Origin of the sequence: Kitasatospora sp. NPDC093806, assembly GCF_040683335.1 — a bacterium.
Taxonomy (GTDB): domain Bacteria; phylum Actinomycetota; class Actinomycetes; order Streptomycetales; family Streptomycetaceae; genus Kitasatospora.
In genome coordinates this window covers 16,644-40,611 of record NZ_JBFBDO010000078.1, presented here as the reverse complement: position 1 = coordinate 40,611, position 23,968 = coordinate 16,644, and the positions used below count along the sequence as shown (strand labels likewise).

The 23,968-nt window shown below is 73.4% G+C and carries 20 protein-coding genes; 11 read left to right on the top strand and 9 right to left on the bottom strand.

The annotated features are described in order from the left end of the window. Both AB0N76_RS28620 and AB0N76_RS28615 read right to left on the bottom strand, forming a co-directional pair. On the bottom strand, positions 1 to 1,291 hold a 1,291-nt coding region (locus AB0N76_RS28620), incomplete at its 3' end, for an ABC transporter permease (RefSeq protein ID WP_363561872.1). A gap of 337 nt (positions 1,292 to 1,628) precedes the next feature. Further along, positions 1,629 to 3,149 carry a hypothetical protein gene (locus AB0N76_RS28615; protein WP_363561870.1) on the bottom strand — a complete coding sequence of 507 codons (1,521 nt, stop codon included), beginning with the start codon at positions 3,147 to 3,149 and terminating at the stop codon, positions 1,629 to 1,631. 204 nt (positions 3,150 to 3,353) lie between these two features. Here AB0N76_RS28615 and AB0N76_RS28610 point away from each other — a divergent pair, with 204 nt between their 5' ends. Next, positions 3,354 to 4,250 carry a nitroreductase/quinone reductase family protein gene (locus tag AB0N76_RS28610; RefSeq protein WP_363561868.1) on the top strand — a complete coding sequence of 299 codons (897 nt, stop codon included), beginning with the start codon at positions 3,354 to 3,356 and terminating at the stop codon, positions 4,248 to 4,250. Positions 4,251 to 4,421: 171 nt separating this feature from the next. Beyond that, on the top strand, positions 4,422 to 4,847 hold the full coding sequence (locus AB0N76_RS28605; RefSeq protein ID WP_363561876.1) for a MarR family winged helix-turn-helix transcriptional regulator: 426 nt from the start codon (positions 4,422 to 4,424) through the stop codon (positions 4,845 to 4,847). A 15-nt stretch (positions 4,848 to 4,862) separates the two neighbouring features. Here the strand turns inward: AB0N76_RS28605 and AB0N76_RS28600 are convergent, their stop codons facing one another. Then, positions 4,863 to 6,485: a serine protease gene (locus AB0N76_RS28600; RefSeq protein WP_363561866.1), complete on the bottom strand. Its 1,623-nt coding sequence runs from the start codon at positions 6,483 to 6,485 to the stop codon at positions 4,863 to 4,865. Positions 6,486 to 6,599: 114 nt separating this feature from the next. On the opposite strand from AB0N76_RS28600, the gene AB0N76_RS28595 reads away from it, so the two are divergent. Further along, on the top strand, positions 6,600 to 8,390 hold the full coding sequence (locus tag AB0N76_RS28595; protein ID WP_363561864.1) for an FUSC family protein: 1,791 nt from the start codon (positions 6,600 to 6,602) through the stop codon (positions 8,388 to 8,390). Between the two features lie 34 nt (positions 8,391 to 8,424). Here the strand turns inward: AB0N76_RS28595 and AB0N76_RS28590 are convergent, their stop codons facing one another. Both AB0N76_RS28590 and AB0N76_RS28585 read right to left on the bottom strand, forming a co-directional pair. Beyond that, positions 8,425 to 8,985 (bottom strand): hypothetical protein, encoded by a 561-nt coding sequence (locus AB0N76_RS28590; RefSeq protein ID WP_363561862.1) that lies wholly within the window; start codon positions 8,983 to 8,985, stop codon positions 8,425 to 8,427. A gap of 120 nt (positions 8,986 to 9,105) precedes the next feature. Further along, positions 9,106 to 9,762 carry an MBL fold metallo-hydrolase gene (locus tag AB0N76_RS28585; protein ID WP_363561860.1) on the bottom strand — a complete coding sequence of 219 codons (657 nt, stop codon included), beginning with the start codon at positions 9,760 to 9,762 and terminating at the stop codon, positions 9,106 to 9,108. A gap of 82 nt (positions 9,763 to 9,844) precedes the next feature. Here AB0N76_RS28585 and AB0N76_RS28580 point away from each other — a divergent pair, with 82 nt between their 5' ends. Then, positions 9,845 to 10,810: a helix-turn-helix domain-containing protein gene (locus tag AB0N76_RS28580; RefSeq protein WP_363561858.1), complete on the top strand. Its 966-nt coding sequence runs from the start codon at positions 9,845 to 9,847 to the stop codon at positions 10,808 to 10,810. 181 nt (positions 10,811 to 10,991) lie between these two features. Continuing rightward, positions 10,992 to 11,504, top strand: a complete 513-nt coding sequence (locus tag AB0N76_RS28575; RefSeq protein ID WP_363561856.1) for an RICIN domain-containing protein — start codon at positions 10,992 to 10,994, stop codon at positions 11,502 to 11,504. A 12-nt stretch (positions 11,505 to 11,516) separates the two neighbouring features. Here the strand turns inward: AB0N76_RS28575 and AB0N76_RS28570 are convergent, their stop codons facing one another. From AB0N76_RS28570 to AB0N76_RS28555, 4 genes are read right to left on the bottom strand one after another with little or no spacing between them, the layout of a single operon-like run. Next, complete coding sequence (locus tag AB0N76_RS28570; protein ID WP_363561854.1) at positions 11,517 to 11,870, bottom strand: VOC family protein; 354 nt, start codon at positions 11,868 to 11,870, stop codon at positions 11,517 to 11,519. A 28-nt stretch (positions 11,871 to 11,898) separates the two neighbouring features. Further along, positions 11,899 to 13,518: a hypothetical protein gene (locus tag AB0N76_RS28565; RefSeq protein WP_363561852.1), complete on the bottom strand. Its 1,620-nt coding sequence runs from the start codon at positions 13,516 to 13,518 to the stop codon at positions 11,899 to 11,901. A gap of 4 nt (positions 13,519 to 13,522) precedes the next feature. Continuing rightward, positions 13,523 to 14,728, bottom strand: coding sequence for a hypothetical protein (locus AB0N76_RS28560; RefSeq protein WP_363561850.1), 1,206 nt, complete (start codon positions 14,726 to 14,728; stop codon positions 13,523 to 13,525). Continuing rightward, the gene (locus tag AB0N76_RS28555; protein WP_363561848.1) at positions 14,725 to 15,909 is read right to left on the bottom strand and encodes a hypothetical protein; all 1,185 of its coding nucleotides are present in this window, start codon (positions 15,907 to 15,909) and stop codon (positions 14,725 to 14,727) included. Before AB0N76_RS28555 ends, AB0N76_RS28560 begins: the two co-directional genes overlap by 4 nt. Positions 15,910 to 16,222: 313 nt before the next feature. On the opposite strand from AB0N76_RS28555, the gene AB0N76_RS28550 reads away from it, so the two are divergent. The 6 genes from AB0N76_RS28550 (at position 16,223) to AB0N76_RS28525 (ending at position 23,968) form a co-directional block, all read left to right on the top strand. Further along, positions 16,223 to 17,482, top strand: coding sequence for an extracellular solute-binding protein (locus AB0N76_RS28550; RefSeq protein ID WP_363561874.1), 1,260 nt, complete (start codon positions 16,223 to 16,225; stop codon positions 17,480 to 17,482). 8 nt (positions 17,483 to 17,490) lie between these two features. Further along, complete coding sequence (locus AB0N76_RS28545) at positions 17,491 to 18,405, top strand: sugar ABC transporter permease (RefSeq protein ID WP_363561846.1); 915 nt, start codon at positions 17,491 to 17,493, stop codon at positions 18,403 to 18,405. Further along, positions 18,405 to 19,253 carry a carbohydrate ABC transporter permease gene (locus AB0N76_RS28540; RefSeq protein WP_363561844.1) on the top strand — a complete coding sequence of 283 codons (849 nt, stop codon included), beginning with the start codon at positions 18,405 to 18,407 and terminating at the stop codon, positions 19,251 to 19,253. The genes AB0N76_RS28545 and AB0N76_RS28540 overlap by 1 nt, the downstream gene beginning before the upstream one ends. Positions 19,254 to 19,302: 49 nt before the next feature. Continuing rightward, a complete protein-coding gene (locus tag AB0N76_RS28535; protein ID WP_363561842.1) occupies positions 19,303 to 20,298 on the top strand; it encodes an SIS domain-containing protein in 996 nt (331 codons plus the stop codon). 49 nt (positions 20,299 to 20,347) lie between these two features. Next, positions 20,348 to 21,193, top strand: coding sequence for a class II fructose-bisphosphate aldolase (locus AB0N76_RS28530; RefSeq protein ID WP_363561840.1), 846 nt, complete (start codon positions 20,348 to 20,350; stop codon positions 21,191 to 21,193). Positions 21,194 to 21,295: 102 nt separating this feature from the next. Then, a complete protein-coding gene (locus AB0N76_RS28525) occupies positions 21,296 to 23,968 on the top strand; it encodes a TIM-barrel domain-containing protein (protein ID WP_363561838.1) in 2,673 nt (890 codons plus the stop codon).

The following is a 23,968-nucleotide window of genomic DNA, read 5'->3' as shown; positions in this document are numbered from 1 at the left end:
CGGGCACGCCGCGGCCGGCGGCACCACCGGCCGGGTCCGGGCCGCCGTCTGGTCGACGCTCCTGCTGGTGGCCGGTACCGCGCTGGTCGCCGTCGGCGTGCTCGGCGCCGCCGAGCGCGGCGATCGGCGGGACGGCGGACGCGGCCTTGGCGGGGCCGCGGACGGCGAGCAGGGTGAGCAGGACGCCGAACAGCGCGGCCAGGGCGCAGACCAACGGCGAGGGGAGCAGGGAGAGGTGGACCGGGCCGAGGTCGGCGGTGGTGGCGACGGCCTGGCCGGCGGCGCAGACCCCGACACCGAGCAGGACACCGGCGGCGGAGGCGCCCGCGCCGAGCAGCAGGCCCTGGCGGCGGATCAGTCGGCGGACCTGGGCCCGGTCGGCGCCGACGCAGCGCAGCAGCGCGAGCTGGCGGGTCCGCTGGGCGAGGACGACCGTGAAGGTGTTGCCGACGACCATCCGGGCGACCGCGAGGGCGATCAGCACGAAGGAGAGCGCGGCGATCAGCACCACGCCGTAGAGGGTGCCGCTCTGCCGGGTCGCCGCCTCGACCGAGGCCGCGCGGGTGTGCACCTGGGGAGTGGTGGGTGCGTCGGTACCGCTGCCGGTGCCGAGGGCGGTGCGCAGGGCCTCCACGGTGCGGGTGGGGGAGGTGCCGGGGGTGACCCGGAGGTCGAGCTGGGTCGCGACGGCGCCGGCCGCGTACCGGGCGACCGCGCTCTCCGGGACGCCGATGACGGGGTGTCCGGCGAAGCTGGGCGCGCCCCGGCCGTCCAGGGTGCCGGCGAGGCGCGCGGTGGTGGGAGTGCCGTCGGCGAGGGCGAGGCGGACGTCCGTGCCGGGGCGGGCGCCGAGCCGCCGAGCGGTGTCCGCGTCGAGCAGCACCTCGTCGGGCCCGGCGGGCCAGTGCCCGGAGCCGAGCAACTGCCAGCGCAGGGCGGGATCGTCGGCGACGGCGCTGACGACGGTGCCTTCGTCGAGCGGGCGGCCCTCGGCGGTGAGCAGTCCGCCCCGGCCGGTGAGACGCAGGGCGGTACCGGCGACGCCGGGCACCTGCCGGGCCCGGTCGGCGGTGGCCGCGTCGAGGCCGCCGCCGGAGACCGGCCGGGTGACCTGGACGTCGCCGGGGCCGACCTCGGCGGCGGCGCTCTGGCCGAAGGAGTCGACCAAGGCGCCGCTGCCGCTGACCGAGGCGATGAGGAAGGCCACGCCGAGCGCGACGGCGGCGCCGCTGAGGAGCAGTTGCCGGAGCTGGCCCCGGAGTTCGGCGAGGGTGTAGCGGAAGGTCGTCATCGTTCCCGGCTCGTTCGTGCTGCTGGGGAGCAGTGCGCTCCATGATCGACTTCGAGCCTAGGCGGGCGTCCGGGCCGGCCCGTAGGCGGCAGGTCGCGTCCGTGTTCACCCCGGCGACCGAGGGCGGGTCGGCCGGCCTCCTCCCCGGGAGGTACGCCGACCCCGAGGCGCGGGGCCATCACGGCACCGGCCCGCCCGAAGCAGCCGGCCGTCGCCCCGTTCGTGATGGTCGACCAGCACCCCGTGGACGCGCCCCCGGTCGTCTGACGGGGTACCACGCGTGCACAGGAAGTCGGCCGGTCCGACTTCCTGTGCACGGCGTTGGCGGGTGGGCCGGTCAGAAGAGGGAGACGCGGCGGGTGAAGGCGTCGGAGGCGGTGTTGGTGTCGCCGGGGACCAGGGTGCCGTCGTCGGAGGTGAAGAGCACGGTGGTGCCGAGGGCGTCGACGATCGGGCCGGAGGAGGAGCCGGTGGTCTGGGCGCCGTCGGAGGAGACGCTGAGGCGTTCGGTGCGGCCGGTCCACAGGTCGTGGCGGAAGATGTCGTCGACCTGGTTGGTGTCGCCGGGGACGAGGTTCTCGGCGTCCGAGACGAAGTACACCCAGCGGTTGCCGGCCGCCATCACCCCGCCGTAGGAGGAGCCGGTCGTGGCCGTGCCGGGCAGGACGGGCGGCAGTTGGCGGACGGTGCCCTGGCGCAGGTCGCGGACGAAGATCTCGAAGTGCCGCTGCCAGCCGGTGCTGTCGGGCGAGTTGGGGAGCGGCAGGGAGAAGACGGCGTAGCGGCCGTCGGGGCTGAGCGAGCCCGCGGAGGAGCCGAGCAGCTCGCCGCTCTGGTCGATGCTGGCGCCGCTGGTCTTCCCGGTGGCGAGCCGGTGGACGTAGAAGGGGTAGTGGCGCGGCTTGAGGATTTCCGCGCGCGCCCCGGTGGAAGGGGAGTCGATGGCCGCCCGGGCCGGTCGCCCGGGCACGTGGTCGTCGACGGAGTCGCCGGAGTCGCCGGATTCCACGGAGCCGGCCGCGAAGCCGGACGGCCGGCCCTCGGTCGCCGGGAGCAGGTTGGTGGCCTTGGAGGTGAAGCCGACGGTGCTGCCGTCACCGCTGATCACCGGGGCGGTGGACGGCCGGTCGGCGGGTGTGCCGTCGGCGCCGACGGTGATCAGGCGGGTGTCGCCGGTCCGGCGGTCGGTGACGTAGACGTTGGCGAGCGACGGGCTGCCGCCGGGCACCAGGTCGGTCCGGGTGGAGGCGAAGGCGACGTACCGGCCGTCCCAACTGATCGACGGCATGAAGGAGTTGCGGTCGGCCTGGGCGCTGTTCGGGTCGCCGGCGGTGAGCCGTTCGGTGCGGCCGGTGAAGCGGTCGCGGAGGTAGATGTCCTCGGTGCCGTTGGTGTCGCCGGGGACGAGCGCGGCGGTGGAGGTGAAGACGACGTAGCGGCCGTTGGCGCTGATCGAGCCGTCGTAGGAGGCGCCGTCGGCCTGGGCGCCGGTCGAGGTGAGGCTGACCCGTTCGGTGCGGCCGGTGAGCAGGTCGCGGACGAAGACGTCGGTCTTGCCGTTGGTGTCGCCGGGCACCAGGTTGGTCGCGTCGGAGCCGAGGACGGCGTACCGGCCGTCCGCGCTCAGGCCGTTGGCCCAGGACGCGCCGTCGGGCTGGGCGCCGGCCGTGCCGGTGCTGACCCGGGTGGTGGCCGCCCAGGGCGATCCCGGCCGGGCCGGGGCGGCGGTCGCGGTGGTGGCGGCGGCCGTGGTGCCGGCCAGGACGGCGGCGGCCAGCAGGGCGCCGGCCCCGATCGCGCGCCGTCCGGCCCGGGTGAGGGTGCCCTGGCCGGTCGTTCGTGGTGTGGTGCTGCTCAAGAGGTGCCTCCCTGGTGTGCGGCTCGCCCCCCGGCGGCCGCGTCGGGTCGAGCCAACCGTCCTGGCGGAGTGCCCGTCAATGGCCATGGGTGTGCAAAAGGCCAACTCCGCTGTCGGCGGCGTGAAATGACGAATCGTTTGACAGCGGCGAGGCGCCCGTCCTAAGTTGGCTTTGCTTTCAAAGCAAACGATGGGAGTGCCAGCATGAACGGGAACGAACCGGTCATCAAGGAATTCCGGGCGAACAACGGGCAGGTGGGCGGCAGGTTCGAGGGCGTGCCGCTGCTCCTCCTCACCACCCGGGGCCGCCGGACCGGCAAGCCGCACACCACTCCGGCCGTCTACCTGCGGGACGGCGACCGCTACCTCGTCTTCGGCAGCAACGGGGGCGACCCGGAGCACCCGCACTGGTTCCGCAACCTGGTCGCCGCCCCGGCCGTCACCCTGGAACTCGGCACCGCCGAGGGGCGGGTGAAGCCCTTCGCCGCCCGCGCCGTCGTCCTGGAGGGGGAGGAGCGCGACCGGCACTACGAGCGGCAGTGCGCCCTGGACCCGGCCTTCCGGGAGTACCGGCGGAGGGCGGCGGCGCGGGTGATCCCGGTGGTGGCGCTCCAGCTCCTCGATCTCGCCGCGGACGGCGAGCGGAATGTGCTGATCGGACGTCAGCTCCTTATCCACCACGAGGAGTTGCGCGCCGAACTCGCCGAGGTCCGGGCCGCGGTGGACGAGGCCGCGAAGGGCGGCGGCTCCGTGGTCCGGTCGGCGCCGCCCGGGCTCAGCCGGCAACTGCGCCGCCGCTGCCTCGACTTCTGCTACGGGCTCCAGCTGCACCACACCCGCGAGGACGGCGTGTTCACCGCCTTCGAGGCGCGCTTCCCGCACCTCGTCCCGGCCGTCACCCGGCTGCGCGAGGAGCACGCCGTGGTCGAGCGCGCGCTCGCCCGCCTGGCGGATCTGCTGGAGATGGGGCCCGCCGCCGACCCGGGCGGCCCGGCCGCGCTCAAGGCGGAGCTGGACCGGGTGATCGACGGCCTGGAGGAGCACTTCGCCTACGAGGAGGAGCACCTGCTGCCCGCACTCGGCCTGCCCCGACCGGCCTGACCGTCCCGACCGTCCTCGCCACCCCTTCCGGTACGGTGTCAGCAGCCGAGCGGAGGGGTGGAGAGGATGCCGACGGTACCCGGGCCCGGAACCGACGCCGCGACCGACGCTGACGCCAACACCGACGCCGAAACCGACGCCGCGCTGAGCACCGACGAGGCGATCCGCGCGATGCTGCTCCTGATGCCGAGGGTCGCGGCGCGACTCAAGCGCACCCCCGTCCCCGAGCGGCTCCGGTCGGCGAACCTGGCCCCCCGTCACCTCTCCCTGCTCGCCTACCTGCTGTTCGACGGCCCGATGCCGGTCAACCATCTGGCGGCCCGGTTGGAGGTCGCCCCCACCACGGTGAGCCTGATGGTCAGCGACCTCAGCCGGCAGGGCGTGGTCGAACGCAAGGCCGACCCCGCCGACCGCCGCCGCACCATCGTCACCATCACCGAGGAACCCGCCACCCGCGAGGCGATCGAACGCTGGCTGGCCAACGGCGCCGACGCCTGGCGCAACGCCTTCGAACCGCTCGCCCCGCAGGAGCGCGCCCTGTTCGTCCGCACCATCGAGGCGTACGAACAGGGCGTCTCCCGCCGCCTGGACGCCTGAGGCGGAAGCCCCCGCCTACACCGTCCGGTACGCGTCGGTGATGGTCTGGGTGAGGGTGTTGCCCGCGCCGTCCGTCAGCTCGGCCCGCAGTGCGACGCCGCCGGGCGTCCGCGGGTGGCGGACCGTCACCGCGCCGCCCTCGACCGGCAGCGGACGCCAGGACGCCCCGCCGTCGAAGGACACCGAAACCGCCGGAGGCAAGGTCCGCCCAGTCGCGGCCGCAGCCGCGCCCAGCACGGCGACCGGCACCGTCAGCGACGCGCCCGCCGCCGCCGTGCCCGCCGGGGACAGCTCCGGCGCGAACCGCACCACGCTGACCGGCAGCCGGACCGGCCCGTCGCCGAACCGGGACCGGAACGTCCACGTCACGCTCACCCCGGTGGTGCGGCCGGGGGCGCCGCGCCGTTCGACCGTGCTGGTCAGCCGGTACGCCGCGGGGCCCGGCGGGACGGCGAACTCGGCCTGCCCGGGGCTCCCGGTCGCCGTGCCGAGCGGGGCGCCGTTGCGGTGCAGCGTGGTGGTGGCGGTGTCGAACGGCGCCGCCGACGGGCGGTGGCCGTCACCATCGGCGAGCAGCGGCACGTCCACCGTCAGCCGGCCGCCGTCCCGGGTGACGCCCGCCCGCGCGTCGAGGTGCGGGCCGAAGACGGGGCCGTCGAAGGTGTGCGTGACGGTGGTCCCGGCGCGGACGGACAGGCCGTAGACGCCGTAGTGGTTGGACCGCCCCTCCGGATCGCGCGGGCCGCCGTACCCGAGGTCCCAGGCGCCGCGTTCCGGGGTGAGCAGAAAGGTGGCGGTGTCGGGCGCGGTCAGCCGGTGGACCAGGCCGAGCGAGAGCCCGGTGCTCGGCGACAGCTCGATCGTGCCCGGTCCCTCGGGGCCGGGCCCGGCCGCGGCCCGGACCCGCACGGTCGCCAGCTCGCGCACGGTCGGGTGTCGGGTGAGCCCGGTGAGGGCGCGGCGGCCGGTGACGACGTAGCCGAGCCCGTAGTTCACCGCCCCGGCCGACCAGTACCCGTCGAACCACTGCTTCACCGAGCCGGCCTCGGCGTCGGGCCCCAGGTGGCCGATCCGCAGACCGGGGCGGTTGGACAGCAGGCTGACCTCCCGGGTGGTGCCGTCGTGGGTGGCCTGGACGACCGTCACGCCGTGCCGGTACTCCGCGGCGTCGCCCGGCGGCCGGACGTCGACGAGCCGGGCGGCGCGGGCGTCGACCGTGACGGTGGTGTCCCGGGTGAGGTCCAGCCGGGGCTGCACCAGCCAGTCCGAGCTCCGGGCGCCGATCACCGTGCTGTCCAGCAGGTAGCGGCCCGGGGGCAGCCGCACGGTGACGGTGCCCGACGCGTCGTGCGGTTTGACGACCTGCTCGGCGCCGGGGCCGGAGATCCCGGTGAGCCTGGTGTCGTAGGAGCCGGTCGGACGGCCGTCCCGGTCGAGGTGGACGAGGGTGAGCGCGTACGTCCCCGGCTCGGCGCCTGCCGCGCCTGCCGCGTCCGGGGCCTCGACGGCGCGGGCCTCGGCCGCGCGGGCCTCGACGGTGGTCAGCGCGCCGGCCGTCAGGGCGGCGCCGACGGTCAGCGCCCGCAGGGCACCGCGACGGGACAGCGCACCGCGACGGGATACGGATGAAGTCTGCATGCCTTGACCTGGCCGAACGGGCGCCCGCGTTCCCGTGATCCGGCTCACACCCGCTTCGCCGACGCCCGCCGACCCGGTCCGCCCACCGCCCGGAGCGGGTGATATACACCCCCTATGCCCCGTTTGCGCCCCCCGTCCCCGACTCCGCGCGGGAGGTACGCACCGGGCTCGACGGCCCGCCTGGCCCGGGCGCTCTCCCCGCGCGGGGCCCTCGCCCTGCACAGCGTGGACGGCGCGCTGTCCTTCGCCCTGCGCGCGGCCCTCGCGATGGCGCTGCCCGCGCTGCCGCTGGCCCTGGCCGGACGGGCCGACCTGGCCGTCTACACGATGCTGGGCTCCTTCACCACCACCTTCGGCCGCAACCTGCCCTACCCGCGGCGCGCCCGGGCGCTCGCGCTGGTCGCGCTCGCCATGACGGCCTGCGTGGGCGGCGGCGCGGTCCTCGGCGCCTGGGCCCGGCCGCAGGACGGGGGAGCGGGCGCCGCCGTGGTGATCGCGGCCACCGCGCTGGTGGCCGGGACCGCCAAGTTCGCCTGCGACGCGGCCCGGCTGAGCGGGCTCGGCGCGGTGCTGCTGCTGTTCTCCTTCGCCGTGGCGGCCTACGGTTCGCCGGACGCCGCCGACGTCCTGCCCCGGGCCGGACTGGCGGCGGCCGGCGCGGCGGTGGCGTGGGTGCTGGCGGTGGCGGGGCGGCTGGTGCACCCGGACCGTCCGCAGCGGCTCGCCGTGGCGGCGGCCCTGCGCGAACTCGCCGCCCTGACGGAGGCCGCCGGCCCGGCTGCCGGCGAGACCACTGGTACGCCCGCCACCGCGGCCCGCCCCGCCCGGCACCGGGCCACCGCCGCCGTCCTCCAGGCCTACCGCACGCTCGGCCTGCTGCCGCCGACCGCCGCCGCGCCGCGGCCCGACGGGGGCGGCACCTGCGTCGTCCTGGCCGACCTCTCCTGGACGCTGCTGATCCGCTCCGCCGCCCGCCGCCCGTCCGGGGAACCGCTCGTCCTGGCCCGGCAGCTGCGCGTCCAGGTCCGTCTGCTGGTCAGCCGCCGCCACCGGGTCCCACCGCTGCTGCCCGAACTGTCCCGCCTCGCCCCGGCGCGCCCGCCCGCCGACGAGCTGCCCACCGACGAGCCGCCTTCAGCCGGGCCGCCCGCCGACGAGCTGCGCGCCGCCGAACTCCTCACCGGCCACCGCCCCGGCCGGGCCTCGTCCGTGCTGCTCGTCCCCGCCCTGCGGATGGCGCTCGGCACCGGGGTGGCCGGCGGGGCGGCCCTGCTGCTGGGCCTCGGCCACGGCTACTGGGCGGCGATCACCGCCGCCGCCGTCCTGCACTCGGTCAACGTCCGCACCGCGGCCCAGCGCGCCGTGCAACGCGCCCTCGGCACCGCCGCCGGACTCCTGCTCGCCCTCGCCGTGCTGGCCACCCACCCCGAACCGGGGGTGCTGGTCCTGGTGATCGTGCTGCTGGAGTTCCTGCTGGAGTACGTGGTGGCCCGCAACTACGGCCTCGGCGTCGTCTTCCTCACCCCGCTCGCCCTGCTGCTGTCCGACCTGGCCGCCCCCGCCCCGACCGGCGTCCTGGTCGAGGACCGGGTGCTGGGCAGCGCGCTCGGCATCGCCATCGCCCTGGCCTGCGCCCTGCTCGTGGTGCACGGCCGCCCGGCCGCCCGCGCGGTCCGCGCCCTGGCCGCCTGCACGGCCGCCGCCGAGCACGCCGAGCGCACCCTGACCGAGGGCCGGGCCGACGGGTACCCGGCGGCGCAGACCCGGCTGGCCGCCGCCGTGGTGGAACTGCGCGAGGCCGACGACGCCGCGGCGGGCGAACTGTGGCCGGCCGAGATCGACCCCACCGAGCTCGCCGCCGCCGAACAGCGCGCCTACCTCCTGCTGACCCGCTTCCCGCACTGACCCGCACCCCGGTCGGACGGCCGACGCGGTCCGCTCACCCCGGCCGCCAGTACTCGACGCCGAGGTCCAGGGTGATCCCGTGGTGCGGCCCGCCGGCCGTGCAGGCGCCGTGGTTGCCCTGATCACGGGTGTAGACCAGCAGCCGACAGCTCGCGCAGACCTCCCAGCCCTCCATGACGTGGTCGAACGGCCTCCAGGACAGCGGCAGGACGTACTCCTCGCCGGCCTCGTGCCGCGGTTCGACCAGGCTGGCACCGGCGATCCCGATACCGCTGGGGACGGCCGGCCCCCAGCAGCGGTCCGGGCTGTCGCCCACCGGGAAGAACAGACCCTGGCACCGCGTGCACCGGTGGAAGCCGCGCTGGGTGACGCCCGCGAACGGCCCGGACGTGTCGGCCGGGAAGAGCGTGAGCTGGCAGTACGACCAGCCCGGCCTGGGCACGTGGTGGAGGTCGGCGGCGGAGGTCCCCGGGCAGAGGCCGCTCGGCTTCGGCTGGAAGTCCGAGGACAGGATCGGCTCCGTCGGCCACCAACTGAAGAACAGGGAAAGGCAGTTGCGGCACCCGGCCCAGCCCCGTTGCACCTGATCCTGCATGGCCGACTCCTTTTGCAGCCCCAGGATCCAGTGTGCGCGTGTCGCCGGTCCGGCGCCCACCCCCGTGGGACGCCGTCCCGTCCGGCACGCAGCTCGTCCGTCCGCCCGTCCGCCCTCCGCTCAGTGCAGGGCCGACGCGGCCGGGAACGGCGCGCCGTGACCCGGCACGATGACGTCCGCGGCGGCCTCGACCCGCAGCCGGGAGGCGAGCAGCTGGTCGTGGTCGGGCGCCACCGGGTCGAGCACCGGGCCGTTCGGCCGCCACCACAGGTCGCCGACGAACGCGACCACGCCGTCCGGCGTCCCGGCGAGCAGGGTGATGTCCTCGGCGCTGTGCCCGGGCGTGCGGATCAGCCGCAGCGAGGGGGTGAGCTCCAGGCCCTCGGCGTCCCGGTCGAGCCACTGGTCGTCGAGGTACTCGGCCTTGTGGTCGTGCACCCGGGCCCGCTGGAACAGGCCGACGTTCATGGTGTTGTCCGGGTGGTGGTGGCTGAGCACGACATCGGTGACGTCGTCGGCGGAGAGCCCCAGCTCGGCGAGCGGGCCGAGGATCCGGTCGCGGCCGGCCACCATGCCCGGGTCGACGACGATCCGCCGGTCGCCGTCGACGACGAGCGAGACGGTGGCGGCCACGCCGGGGCCGGTGGACAGGGTGTAGCCGACGGTCAGGACGTGGTACCCGGCGGTGCGGCCGGCCGGCGCGTCGGTGCGGATCAGGGCGTCGTTGCTGTTCAGGGGCGCGGTCGGGGCGGCGATGCTGCTCGCGGTGGTGTTCATGGGGACGATCCTGCCCGGCCCCCGGAGACCCGACGAGTGGCAGATCTGCCACCGATCGCAGGATCTGTGCCAGACTCCCGGGATGCCGAAGTTCAGCACCGTCGCCGCCTACGCCCCGCCCGGCGTGGGCCTGCTCGCGGTCGGGGTGGTCGCCGAGGTGTTCGCCGAACGCGGCGGCGGCCTGCCCCGGTTCGAGTTCACGCTCTGCAGCGACCGTCCGGGGCCGGTCGCCACCGACGTCGGCGTCCCGGTCGCCGTCGAACACGGCCCGGACCGGCTGGCCGAGGCCGACCTGGTGCTCGTCCTGCCCTGGGCGGGCTTCCGCGACCCCGTGCCCGAGCCGGTGCTCGACGCCCTGACGGCCGCCCACGCGCGCGGCGCCACCCTCGGGGCGCACTGCGTCGGCACCTTCGCCCTGGCCAGGACCGGTCTGCTGGCCGGACGCCGGGTGACCACCCACTGGCGGTTCGCCGAACTGCTGGCCGGCCGCCACCCGGACGTCACGGTCGAGGCGGAGTCGCTCTACGTCGACGAGGGCGGCATCGTCACCGGGGCCGGCGCGGCGGCCGGCTTCGACCTCTGCCTGCACCTGCTGCGCCGCGAGTTCGGCGCGGCGGTGGCCAACGCGATCGCCCGCGACCTGGTGCTGCCGCCGCACCGGGACGGCGGACAGGCCCAGTACCTGGCGGCCCCGGTCGCCGAGGACTGCCAGGACGAGCGGCTCGGCGAGGTGCTGGCCTGGGCGCGCGAGCACCTCGACCGGCCGCTGCCGGTGACGGAACTGGCCGAGCGCGCGCTGATGAGCCGCCGCTCGTTCGCCCGCCGCTTCACCGCGGCGACTGGCACCACCCCGCACGCCTGGCTGCTGAACCAGCGCCTGGGCCGCGCCGAGGAACTGCTGGAGACCACCGACCTGCCGGTGGAGGAGGTCGCCCGCCTGGTCGGCTACGGCAGCGCGGCCGTGCTGCGCGAGCACTTCGTCCGCCGCCGCGGCGTCCCCCCGACCGCCTACCGCCGCGCCTTCACCCGCACCCCCGGGCCCCGCTGACCCGCTGCTGACCGCGTGCTGACCAGCCTCTGACCTGCGGCTGAGCCGCCACTGAGCCGTGCCGCGGTTCCGGCCATTGTCGGTGCGATTCCTGTCAGGAGCCCGTGCCCCAGGGTGACGGACGCCCTGCGAGGGAGGAAGCTCGGCGTCCCGTACCGAAGTCGACCAGGGGGTAGACATCATGAACGCACGGAAGACGGCCGCACTCCTGACCGGAGCGCTCGTCCTGCTCGCCGCACCGCTCACCGCCGGCCCCGCCGCCGCGACCACGACGACCGCCACCGGCATGCTGGCCCACACCTTCAACGGCAAGTGCGTGGAGGTGGAGGACTCCCAGCTCACCAACGGCGCCACCGTCCAGCAGTGGGACTGTGTCGGCCAGCCCGGCTCCGGCTGGTACCTGGAGGACCACGGCGCCTACGACTACATCCGCAACTCCAACAGCGGGAAGTGTCTGGAGGTGGAGGACTCCCAGACCTTCAACGGCGCCCGGATCCAGCAGTGGGACTGCGTCGGCCAGCCCGGCGCCAAGTGGTACGCGCGCAGCCTGGGCAACGGCGTCTTCAACCTGGTGAACGCCAACAGCCTCAAGTGCCTGGAGGTGGAGGACTCCCAGTACGCCAACGGTGCCCGCATCCAGCAGTGGGACTGCGTCGGCCAGCCCGGCGCCCGCCTGTCCCTCTCGCCGGCCTAGCCCACCGGTCGGCTACTCCGGCTGCCAGAGCTCGATCCGGTTGCCCTCGGGATCGGTGACCCACCCGAACCGGCCGACACCCGCCATGTCCTGCACCTCTCCGGCGACGTCCGCGCCCTTGGCGCGCAACTGCGCGAGCATCGCGTCCAGGTCGCGGACCCGGAAGTTCAGCATGACCTGCTGGGTGCGGGACCCGAAGTAGTCGGTGTCCGACTCGAACGGCGCGAACACCGTCGGCCCGCCCTCCTGCCGCCACAACCCGTGCCCGTCCGCGTCCAGACCGAGGCAGTCGCGGTACCAGGCGTTCAGCGCGGCCGGGTCGGCGGCGCGCAGGAAGTATCCACCGATTCCGAGTACGCGTTCCATACCGCCATCCTGCCAGCAGGCGGCCCGCTCAGCCCGGGTTCGTCGCCTCGGGCGGGAAATTCACCGCCCACCCCTCCCCGGCGTGGACCGCCGTCCGCTCGGCCGCGGCGGTCCACCAAGCCCCGTCGGCGGTGGCGGCGGCGCGCTCGGCGCTCCGCAAGGCGGTCACCGCGTGGCGGACGTCGGCCGCGAGCCGGGCGGCGTAGGCGGTGGCGCCGCCGACGGAGTTCCTGTGGGCCTCCAGCTCACTGCGGGCATCGGCCATGGCCGTGCCCACCTCTTTGAAGGCCTGCTGCTCATGTCCCGCCCAGGGGTCCATGGCCTCGACCGCCATGAGCCAGGAGACCGGGTCGGAGGTGGGCTGCTCGTCCTGCTGCAGCGCGTCGGCGAGGAGCGGGGTCAGCTGATCGACCTCGGACGCGGTCCCGGCGAGCGAGAGGCGGGAGGCCAGGCCCAGGCTCTCCGCGAGGGAGGAGAGGAGTCCGACAAGGACGGGCTGGGCGGACGGTTGCGACGTCGGCCGCAGCTTGAGCAGCTCGTCGACCCGGGTGGTGATCGGCCCCGACCACGCGACCGAGTCCTTCTTGTCGAGCGACACGGCGTGCCAGGGCCGCTCGACCAGGACCGGCAGGCTCTGCGGAGTGTCCGGAGACTCGCCCCAGAAGGTGGTCAGGACGGTGTCGGTCCGGGCGTAGATCGCGTATGGCAGCAGCGTGTCACGGGCGGCGGAACCGGTCTGGGAGGTCAGGTCCAGGTTGTCGTTGAGGAGCTGCACCCCGCGCGTGACCGCCGGAAGGCCGCAGGCGATCGCGGCCTCCAGCCGTTCGGCGATCTCCTCTTTGTGGTCGCCGCGACTCCGGAGCAGTGCGCTGGCCAGGATCACCTGGGCGTCGGCGGACCAGTCGTAGGCGGCGGCGAGCTGCTGCGCCCAGGTGGTGAGCCGGCTGTCGCCGCTGTCGAGCAGGTAGTAGCCGAGCGCGAGGTCGAGCAGGACGGGACGGGACGACGGTTCGATCGACTTCCCGTTGCCGAGGGTCACGGCCGCCACGGCTCCGGCTCCCTGCAGGTCGCCCCGGCACAGGCAGTCGAGCAGTGTCGCGGCGAGCCCCGGCTCGGGTTCGAGACGGTCCCCGGTGATCCAGAGCGGGGTGGCATCGGGGAGTACGACGAAACTGGCCGGTCCTCCCGACGGGCTGACCTGGGCCAGGTTGGTGGCGTTGCCGGGGCTCCCGGTCAGGAGGGTGCCGGCGGCCTGCTGCTGCGCGGTGACCTCGAGACTCCGCACGAATTGGCCCACCTCGACTTCCCAGGTCCAGCCGGCCGCCCAGGGAGGGCCGGGGAACCGCGGCCCGGCCGGTTCGGCCGCCGACTGCATTCCGGGGAGCACGGCGAGGGGCAGTGGCATCCAGGAGCCCAGACCGTCCGTTTCGGCGTAGCCGGTGAGCTGTTCCCCAGTGGTCAGCCTGCCACGGACGCTGTAGCCGATCTCGGCGGGCAGTTCCACCTGGACGGGCACCCCGCTCATCACGACGGCGTCGGCCCGCACCTCGGTGCCGTCGGCGGTGATCTCGGCCGTGCCGATCACGGTGCCGGGCGGGATTCCGGGCAGTTCGAGCAGCAGCTCCGCTCCGGGTGTCCGGGTACTCATATGCTCAGTCCACCCGCCCTTCGGTCTCGGGGGTACGGTCCTTGAAGATGATGGGGGCCGTGGCGTTGGCCGGCTTGATCGAGACGGCTCGCAGTTTGACCGGGTCGTGGACGCCGTCGTTCCAGTTCACCGTGATGTTGTACGAGGATGCCTCCGTTTCGGCTTCCCAAACCCCGGGCCCGGGCTGCTGGTGCCTGGCATCGGTCTTGAGGCATTCCAGCTCCCAGTGTGCACTGGAACGGGCCGTATCCGGGTCGCAGACGAGGCGGAACGGCACCATCGGGGCGTCCTGGAAGCGCCGCAGCACCGTGTCGTGACCGTACTCGCCGGGTGTCAGGTGGAGTCGCTTCCCGCCTCTGAGATCAGGCCAGAACCAGTCGAGCACCTCGCGCATCTTCAGCTCGAGGTAGCGGCTCCGGACGTCCCAGAAGCCGTTCTCCTCGATGGCGCCGAGCCCGTCGAGCGTCTTCACGAAGGCATCCGCGAACGGGGTGACCTTGCCCGGCCGAACGATGTTCGCGTAGCCGTTCGGGGTCGGTTTGAGGACGAGGTTGTTCGGCATCCTCTCCTCGTCCTGCATCCGGAGCTCGGCCTCCTCCCGGTTGTCGACGATCAGGTCGGGCGGCTGGATCCTCAGGGCGGCGAGTCCGTCCGGCTCGTTCGAGCAGATGTCGAGCAGGAAGCACTGGGTCAGCGCGTCGCAGGTCTGCATGGACAGGCGGGTCCGATTGAAGTCGATCATGCGGTACGGCCATTGGTCGACCTTCTCCGCGAAGTCCTCGACCAGCAGGTAGTGCTGCATGCCGCCCCAGCCGTGTCCGCAGAAGTACAGCAGGGCGATGTTGTCGGGGTTCCTGTTGCACCGGTCCACCCAGGCCCGCCAGGCGCCCTTCACGTTGTCGTAGACGGCAGGCTCCGATGCCGGCCGCGGCAGATCGTCGGGCCAGGGGGTGGCGGGGTCGACCGACAGGAGGACGTCCACCGAGCCGAGCTTGACAGGGCTTGTCGACCAGTCCGCCTTGATCAGCCGGTGGGCCACGTAGGCCGCGGAGATCGGTGCACAGGTCAGCGGCGTTTTGAGGTCGGTGAGGAGTTTTCGCTTCAACGCGCCCAGGGGCGCCGTCCTGCCGCAGTTCCGGTACACCCCGACGCCGATCACCAGGGCGTGGATGGAGGGATCCGAGGCGCCTTCGATCCGGTGCACGGTCATGCCGTCGCCTCCCGTACGTGCTTCGCCAGCCGGGCGTGGAAGTTGGGCTGCTTGAAGTAGGCGGAGTGTGCCCAGAGCGCGCCGGACTCGTACCGGAGGTCCTTGACCCCGTCGAAGACCGGTTCCGCCGAGTAGCAGAGGATGTCGCTGCGGTCGACCACGTTGATCCAGGACCGGACGTTCGCCAGCGCGGGGACCAGTCCGTGTCCGGGCCTGGGCAGGTCCTCGGGGACGCCGTGGAAGGCGGAGAACTCGGCGAACAGGCCGGGCTGCGAGCCGATCGTCACGAGGACGTCGATCTCCAGCTCCGGATGGAAGTGGCTGGCGATGTCGTAGACGATGTTGCCGCCCATGCTGTGGGCCACGACGACCAGCGGTTCCCCGGCCGGGCCGGCGTCGGCAGCCTTCCGGAGGTCGTCGAGCACGATGCGGACGATCTCGCCGGGGTGATCCGGCGTGCCGCGGAGGGTGAGGTACTTGAAGACGTCGCCCAGGTAGTCGTAGACGGGAGTACCGGTGAGGCGGCGCAGGCCGCCGGCCGTGAGCCGAGTCGGGGGCGCGACCAAGGCGGTCTTCAGGGTCGCGGCGGCCTGGAGGAGCCGCCCACGGGCTTTTTCGCGGAGGCTGTGGTCGGCGCCCAGGGTGTCCATCTCGGGGCCGGTGTCGGGGCCGGTCTCCACGAGGGCCGTGATCAGGTCGAGGTCGTCGCCTATCCCGGCCCAGAACGGGTCGTTCGGGTCGTAGCGCCGGTACTTCTCGCTGTAGTCGGCCAACGGGACGGCCAGGGCGGCGAGTTCATCCAGCTCGGCGTCGTCGCAGGCCTCCGGGTCGAGCGCGCTGTACAGCAGGTCGACGGCGTCCGCGACGCTGGTCCGGGCGGTGTCGAGGATGACGTTCTTGGTGCGGCCGTCCGGGGGCGGCTCGGCTGCGGCCAGTTCCTGGAGCAGGGATTCGTCCTCGGCAGTCCCCAAGGAGTCCGCGGCATCGGGGTAGCACACCCGCCCCCATCTGGGAACTGCGCCCGCCTGACCCCACCAGGGGAAGAGCAGCACACCGTGCTCGGGGTCGGCGCCGATCGCCGGTAACAGGTTGCGGGCGAAGAGCCGGCGCCGGAGGCGTTCGGCCTCGCGGACCTCGTGCTCGTCGTGGTTGCCCACTCCGTGGACGAAGACGACCGGCATCGGAACCACCGCCCGGGTGTTGCCTGCCCTCCCTTTCGTCCATCGTGCCCCCGCTCGCGCACCGTGACCATGAGGCGGGTGTCCCGAACTCGTGCGGTACTCGGCCGCGCGCGGAGAGTGGAGGCGCTAGTGTCATGTCCGCAACAATTTGCTCCCGGTGTCTGGACCGGCTCGGCGGCCTCATGGATACTTTCGCGTCACGACGTCGCTCAGATCTGCTCGAAATGGGCAGAGTTCAAGCATAGCTGCGCACCACCCTGCACCAAGTTCAGTCAGGCGAAGGACGAAGGCGGTAACTGCGGTGAACGGACGTGTGCTCGGTCTCTCGACGGTGGCTGTGGTCGCCGCCCTCGCGCTCACGGGGTGCGGGGGAAGTGGTGGTGGGGGAGGCGACGCCGGTGGTGCGGTGACGCTCAAGCTGGTGGCCGCGGACTACGGGGAGAAGGAGTCCAACAGCTCGCGGGGCTACTGGAACGGGGTCGCCGCCGCGTTCACCGCGGCCAACCCGGGCATCAAGGTCGACGTCCAGGTGGTGAACTGGAACGACATCGACAAGCAGGTCCGGACGATGATCCAGAGCGGCAACATGCCGGACGTCCTGCAGACCGGCGGCTACGCGGACAAGGTCGCCGACGACCTGCTCTACAAGGCCGAGGACGTGCTCTCGCCCGACACCCGGGCGAATCTCATCGGCACCTTCGCCGACGCCGGCAAGGTCGACGGGGTCCAGTACGGCATCCCGTTCGTCTCCTCCGCCCGCGCCTTCTTCTACAACAAGGCGCTCTTCCAGCAGGCCGGCATCGCCAAGCCGCCCGCCACCTGGGAGGAGGTGCGCAAGGACGCCGAACTGATCAAGGCGAAGGTTCCCGGCGTCACCCCGTACGCGCTGCCGCTCGGTCCGGAGGAGGCGCAGGGCGAGAGCATGATCTGGGAGCTGGGCAACGGCGGCGGGCCGACCGGCAAGGACGGCAAGTACAGCATCGACAGCCAGGCCAACATCGACACCTTCGGCTGGCTGAAGGGCAACCTCGTCGAACCCGGCCTCAGCTACGCCAACCCGGCGAGCACCGACCGCAAGACCGCGTTCGCCGACTTCGCCGCGGGCAAGGCCGCGATGCTCAACGGCCACCCCTCGCTCATCCAGATGGCCAAGGACGGCAAGGTCGACTACGGCGTCGCGCCGATCCCCGGCAAGACCGGCCCGCTGGCCTCCACCCTCGGCGTCGCGGACTGGACGATGGCCTTCAAGAAGAACGGCCACCGCGAGCAGATCCGCAAGTTCCTCGACTTCGCCTACGCGAAGGAGAACACGCTCAAGTTCGACGAGACCTACAACCTGATGCCGGTCACCCAGGACACCCTGCGCGAGATGACCGCCAGCGGGCGGCACCCGGACCTCGAACCGTTCTTCGCCCTCCTGCCGCAGGCCTCCTTCTACCCGCTGGGCGACACCAGTTGGGACGCCGTCTCGGCCGAGCTCAAGAAGAGCATCGGCACCGCCGTGGCCGGCGACCCGGCCAAGGTGCTCGGCGACCTCCAGAAGAAGGCCCGGGACGCCGCGGCGAACAAGTAGGTGCGGAAGTGACCTCCCTGCCTCCCCGTTCCCGCTCCCGCTCCCGTGCCCACGGGATCGCCCGGCGGCTCGGCCCGCTGCCGTGGATCGCCCCGGCCGTGCTGCTGATCCTGGCCGTCGTGGTGTGGCCGGTCTACGAGATGGTCCGCACCTCGTTCCTGCGGATCAGCACCAGCGGCTTCGTCCGCGGCCCGGCCGGGTTCGACAAGTACCGCAAGCTCCTCGACGAGCCCGAGCTGGGCCGCGTGCTGCTCGCGACGGTGCTGTGGACGGTGGCCGTCGTCGGCCTGACGATGCTGCTCTCGCTCGCCCTGGCCCAGCTGTTCGACCAGAGCTTCCCTGGGCGGCGGTTCACCCGCTGGGCGCTGATCGCCCCCTGGGCCGCGTCCGTGCTGATGACCTCGATCGGCTTCCGCTGGATGCTCGACCGGACGGCCGGCGTGCTCAACACCGCGCTGACCGACCTCGGGCTGGTCGACGGGCCCCGGGACTGGCTCGGCGACCCCGGCACCGCCTGGCCCTGGATGGTCGGCGTCGCGGTGTTCGTCTCCCTCCCCTTCACCACCTACACCCTGCTCGCCGGCCTCCAGACCGTGCCCGCCGAGGTCCACGAGGCGGCCCGGGTCGACGGCGCCTCGCCCTGGCAGGCCTACCGCCGGATCACGCTGCCGCTGCTGCGCCCGGCCTTCCTGGTCGGGCTGGTGATCAACCTGATCAACGTCTTCAACTCCTTCCCGGTCATCTGGGGCATGACCCAGGGCGGCCCGGGCAGCGCCACGGCCACCACCACGGTGTTCATGTACCAGCTGAAGAACACCGACATCGGGGAGTCCGCGGCCATGTCGGTGGTCAACTTCGCCCTGGTGGTGCTGATGGTGCTGGTCTTCCTCAAGGTCTCCCGCTGGAACCGGGAGGAGGACTGATGGCCCGTCCGGCCCCGCGGCCCCGCCGACGGACGGTCCGGCCCCGCACCCTGCTGCTGGCGGCGGCCGCCTGGTCGCTGGCGGCGGTGTTCCTCCTGCCGTACCTGGAGATGCTGGTCACCGCCGTCCGCCCGGCCGAGGAACTGCGCGACCCGGGCTACCTGCCGAGCCGCTTCGCCTGGTCCAACCTGATCGACGTCTGGCGCGACTCCACCCTCGGCGCCAACCTGCGGGTCACCCTGCTGGTGGCCGGCGGCTCGACCCTGCTCGCCCTGCTGGTCGCGTTGCCCGCCGCGTACCACACCGCCCGCACGCGCTACCGGGGGCGCCGGCTCTTCCTGCTGCTCGTCCTGGTCACCCAGATGTTCCAGCCGACCTCGCTCCTGGTCGGCCTCTACCGCGAGTTCCACCAACTGTCCATGCTCAACTCGGTCTGGACGCTGATCCTCTGCAACGCCGCCTTCAACCTGGCCTTCGCGATCTGGATCCTCACCGCCTACATCGGGTCCATCCCGGTGGAGCTGGAGGAGGCCGCCATGATCGACGGGCTCGGCCGGTTCGGGGCGCTGCGCCGGGTGGTGCTGCCGCTGGCGATGCCGGGCGTGGTGACGGCGCTGATCTTCACCTTCATCTCCGCCTGGAACGAGTTCGTGATGGGCCTGACCCTGTCGACGAACCCCGGCAGCCAGCCGCTCACCGTCGGCATCAACGGCTTCATCGGCAACTACACCGTGCAGTGGAACTACCTGTTCGCCGGGTCGGTGGTCGCCATCGTGCCGGTCGTGGTGCTGTTCGCGCTGATCGAACGCCGGGTGGTCGCCGGGCTGACCGCCGGATCCGTCAAATGACACCCCCGCTCGAACCTCTCGACTCTCCCGACCCTCTCGAAGGAGCCGCATGACCTCCGCCGCGCCGCCCTCCCGCACCTCGGTCGAGATCGCCTCGCAGCCCGACTGCTGGCGCCGGGCCGCCGACGCGCTGCCCCGGTTCGCCGCCGCGCTGCCCCGCCGGGGCGAGCGGGTCGCCGTCGTCGGCTGCGGCACCTCCTGGTTCATGGCCCAGTCCTGCGCCGCGCTCCGGGAGGGTGGCGGGCACGGGCCGACGGACGCCTTCGCCGCCTCGGAGTTCCCCCCGGGGCGGTCCTACGACCGGATCCTGGCGGTCTCCCGCTCCGGCACCACCACCGAGGTGCTCGACCTGCTCGGCCGGGCCCGGGCGGCGGGGGTGCCCACCTGCGCGCTCACCGCCGACCCGGCCACCCCGGTGATGACCGCGGCCGACGAGGTCGCGGTGCTGGACTTCGCCGACGAGCGGTCGGTGGTGCAGACCCGGTTCGCGACCACCGTGCTCGCGCTGTTCCGCGCCCACCTGGAGGCCGAGGGGGCGCTGCCGGACGGCGTGCGCCCGCTGGCCGGGGCGATCCGGGACGCCGGGCGGGCCGTCGCGGCGCCGCTCTCCGCCGAGGTCCGGGGTGCCGAGCAGTTCACCTTCCTGGGGCGCGGCTGGACGTACGGGCTGGCGCTGGAGGCCGGGCTGAAGATGCGGGAGGCGGCCGGGGCGTGGACCGAGGCGTACCCGGCGATGGAGTACCGGCACGGGCCGATCAGCATCACCGGGCCGGGCCGGGTGGCCTGGATGTTCGGCGAGCTGCCGGCCGGGCTGGCCGGCGACGTGGCCCGGGCGGGGGGCCTGCTGGTGGCCGGGTCGCAGGACGCCGCGGCCGACCTGGACCCGCTGGCCGACCTGGTGCGGGTGCAGCGGCTGGCCGTCGCGGTCGCCGACGCGCGCGGCTGCGACCCGGACCGGCCGCGCCACCTCACCCGCTCCGTGATCCTGCCGGAGCACCCGGACGGCCCCGACCACATGGCCCGGGCCCCGGAGGGCGCCGCATGAGCCGGCCGCGCATGAGCGGGCCGCGCACCCGATCCCGTGGAGGACGTCCATGCCGCTGACCCCGACCGACGCGATCGTCCGCGCCGCCGCCGAACGGGGCGGCGGCGTCGGGGCGTTCAACGTGGTGCAGATCGAGCACGCCCAGGCCATCGTGGCCGGCGCCCGGGACGTCGGACTGCCGGTGATCCTCCAGCTCAGCGAGAACACCGTCCGCTACCACGGCGCGCTCGAACCGATCGCGCTCGCCGTGCTCGCGGTGGCCCGGGCGGCGAGCGTCCCGGTGGCCGTCCACCTCGACCACGCGGAGTCCGCCGAGCTGGTCCGGGAGGCGGTGGCGCTCGGCTTCGGCTCGGTGATGTTCGACGCCGCCGCGCTGCCGTACGGGGAGAACGTGGCCGCCACCCGCGAGGTGGCGGCGTACTGCCGGCTGCGCGGCGTGCACGTCGAGGCCGAGCTGGGCGAGGTCGGGGGCAAGGACGGCGCCCACGCGCCCGGCGTGCGCACGGACCCGGACCAGGCGCGGGAGTTCGTGGCCGCGACCGGGGTGGACGCGCTGGCGGTGGCCGTCGGCAGCTCGCACGCGATGCTCAGCCGGGACGCCGTCCTGGACCTCGGGCTGATCGCCCGGCTGCGCGCGGCCGCCACCGTCCCGCTGGTGCTGCACGGCTCCTCGGGGGTGGGGGACGCGGGCCTGGCCGAGGCGGTCCGGGCGGGCATGACGAAGGTCAACATCGCCACCCGGCTGAACGAGGCGTTCACCCTGACGGTGCGCGGGCAGCTCGCCGCGCGCCCGGAGGTGGTGGACCCGCGCCGCTACCTGGGCCCGGCCCGGGAGGCCGTCGCCGCGGAGGTCGCCCACCTGCTCCGGCTGTTGCACGGCGCGCCGACGCATTGACATGTGCAGCTCATAGCTGTGACTGTTGCTCCGAACCCGCAGTTTCACGCAAGTTCAAGCAGAATCGCGCACATCTGAGCGTCCAACGAGGAGAACGCACCCATGCGCCTGCTCCGGCACCACCTCCGCCGGGCCGCCCTCGCCGCGGCCGTGACCACCCTCGCGGCCCTGGCCGGGCCGGCCCTCCCGGCCCGGGCCGCGACCCCCCGCTCCGCCCACCTCGACCTCGGCCACCAGGACGCGACCTGGCAGAGCCCCCGCTACGCCAAGGGCACCGGCGGCGGCCCCACCACCTGCCCGTCCGCCGCGCAGGACCCGGACGGCGCGGTCTGCGACCGCTTCGACCTCACCGTCGACGTCCCCGCCGGGTACTGGGACGACAACCCGGAGGGCGGCGTCCCGCTCTCCATCCGCTGGGAGAACCCCACCGACGACTTCGACCTCTACGTCTACGACGCCGCCGGCAAGGAGGTCGCCCAGAGCGCGGGCACCGCCGACCCCGAGTCGACCGTGATCCCGAAGGCCTCCGGCACCTACCACGTCGTGGTCGTCCCCTACGACGTGCACGACAACTCCTTCACCGGCCGGGCCTACCTGCCGCAGACCGCCGACGCCGGCGACCTCACCTCCTTCACCGGCGGCGAGGGCAGCTACGACATCGCCGCCGGCACCCTGAAGGCCAAGGTCGACTTCCTCGCCGACGACCAGCTGCGCCTGCGCGCCGCCCCGGACGGCGTCCTCACCGACCCGGCCGGCAGCGTCATCGTCCGCAAGCAGCCCGAACTCCGGCGCGACACCCGCTCGTTCGACGCGGGGGAGTACTACGGCATCCGTTCCGGGACCGGGACCGACGGCCTGGTGCTGCGGATCTACAAGCACCCGCTGCGCTTCGGCCTCTACAAGGGCGACGACCGCACCGCCCTCTGGCAGGAGGACGCCCCGCTGCGCTGGAGCACCAGCGGGCTGCGGCAGAGCCTGGTCCGCGGCGCGAACGAGCAGTTCTTCGGCGGCGGCGAGCAGAACGGCTCCTTCTCCCACCGCGACAAGACCGTCCACGTCGCCAACAGCACCGACTGGAACGAGGGCGGTTACAACAACTCGCAGCCGTTCTACGTCTCCACCGCCGGTTACGGGGTCTTCCGCAACACCTTCGCCCCCGGGATCTACGACTTCGGCGCGCCGGTCCGCACCGGCCAGCAGGAACGGCGGCTGGACGCCTACTACTTCACTGGCGACGTGAAGTCCGTCATCGGCCGCTACACCGCGCTGGTCGGCAAGCCCTTCCTGCCGCCGGTCTACGGCCTGGAGCCCGGCGACTCCGACTGCTACCTGCACAACGCCAACCGCGGCGAACGGCACACCCTGGACGCGGTGAAGATCGCCGACGGCTACGTGCAGAACCAGATGCCGCTCGGCTGGATGCTGGTCAACGACGGTTACGGCTGCGGTTACGAGGAGCTCGCGAAGACCGGCGAGGGCCTGCGCAAGGACCATGCCCAGCTCGGCCTCTGGACGCAGAACGGCCTGCCCAACCAGGCCGAGGAGGTCAAGGCGGGCGTCCGGGTCCGCAAGCTCGACGTCGCCTGGGTCGGCAACGGCTACGACTTCGCGCTCAACGCCTGCGACCAGGCCAAGGCCGGCATCGAGGACAACAGCGACGCCCGCGGCTTCGTCTGGCTGCCGGTCTCCTGGGCCGGCGCCCAGCGCTGCGGCGTGCTCTGGAGCGGCGACCAGTCGCTCTCCTGGGACTACATCCGCTGGCAGATCCCGACCTACGCCGGGGCCACCATGTCCGGCATCGCCTACAACACCGGCGACGTGGGCTCCATCTTCCGCCGCGACCCCAAGATGTACACCCGCGACCTCCAGTGGAAGGCCTTCCTCCCGGCCATCATGACCATGGACGGCTGGGCCCGGGACATGACCGGCAAGCAGCAGCGCGACCAGCAGCCCTGGCTGGACGGCGAGCCCTACACCTCGATCAACCGCAAGTACCTCCAGCTCAAGGAGCGGCTGCTGCCGTACATGTACACCCTGGCGGCGGAGGCCACGAAGACCGGCGTCGGCCCGGTCCGCCCGCTCGCCCTGGAGTACCCGGACGACCCGGCCGCCCTCGGGCCGGACGCCAAGTACGAGTTCCTGGCCGGCCCGGACTTCCTGGTCGCGCCGGTCTACGCGGACACCTCGGTGCGCGACGGCATCTACCTGCCGAAGGGCACCTGGACCGACTACTGGACCGGCCGCACCTATCAGGGCCCGACCACGATCAACGGCTACGCCGCCCCGCTGGACACCCTGCCGCTGTTCGTCCGCGGCGGCGCGATCGTCCCGATGTGGCCGCAGGGCACGCTCTCCTGGCAGACCCGGGACCGCACCGAACTCGACTACGACCTCTACCCGCAGGGCAACTCCAGCTACACCCTGTACGAGGACGACGGCGTCACCCGCCGCTTCGCCCAGGGCGCCTCGGCCACCCAGCGCGTGGACGTCCACCAGGCCGGGCCGGTGACCGTCGTCAACGTCGGTGCCAGCGTCGGCAGTTACACCGACAAGCCGGCCGCCCGCAGCTACCGCTTCACGGTGCACGGCCAGGGCGCGCCGCGGCTGGTGGCCGGTACGGCCGGCCTGCTGCCCCGGTTCGACTCGGCGGCCGCGCTGGACGCCGCCGCGGCCGGCTGGTACCACGACCCGGCCACCGGCGTGACGACCGTCCGCACCCCGTCCGTCCCCACCGACCGGCCGTTCAACCTCAACCTGATCCACTCCGGCCGCTGA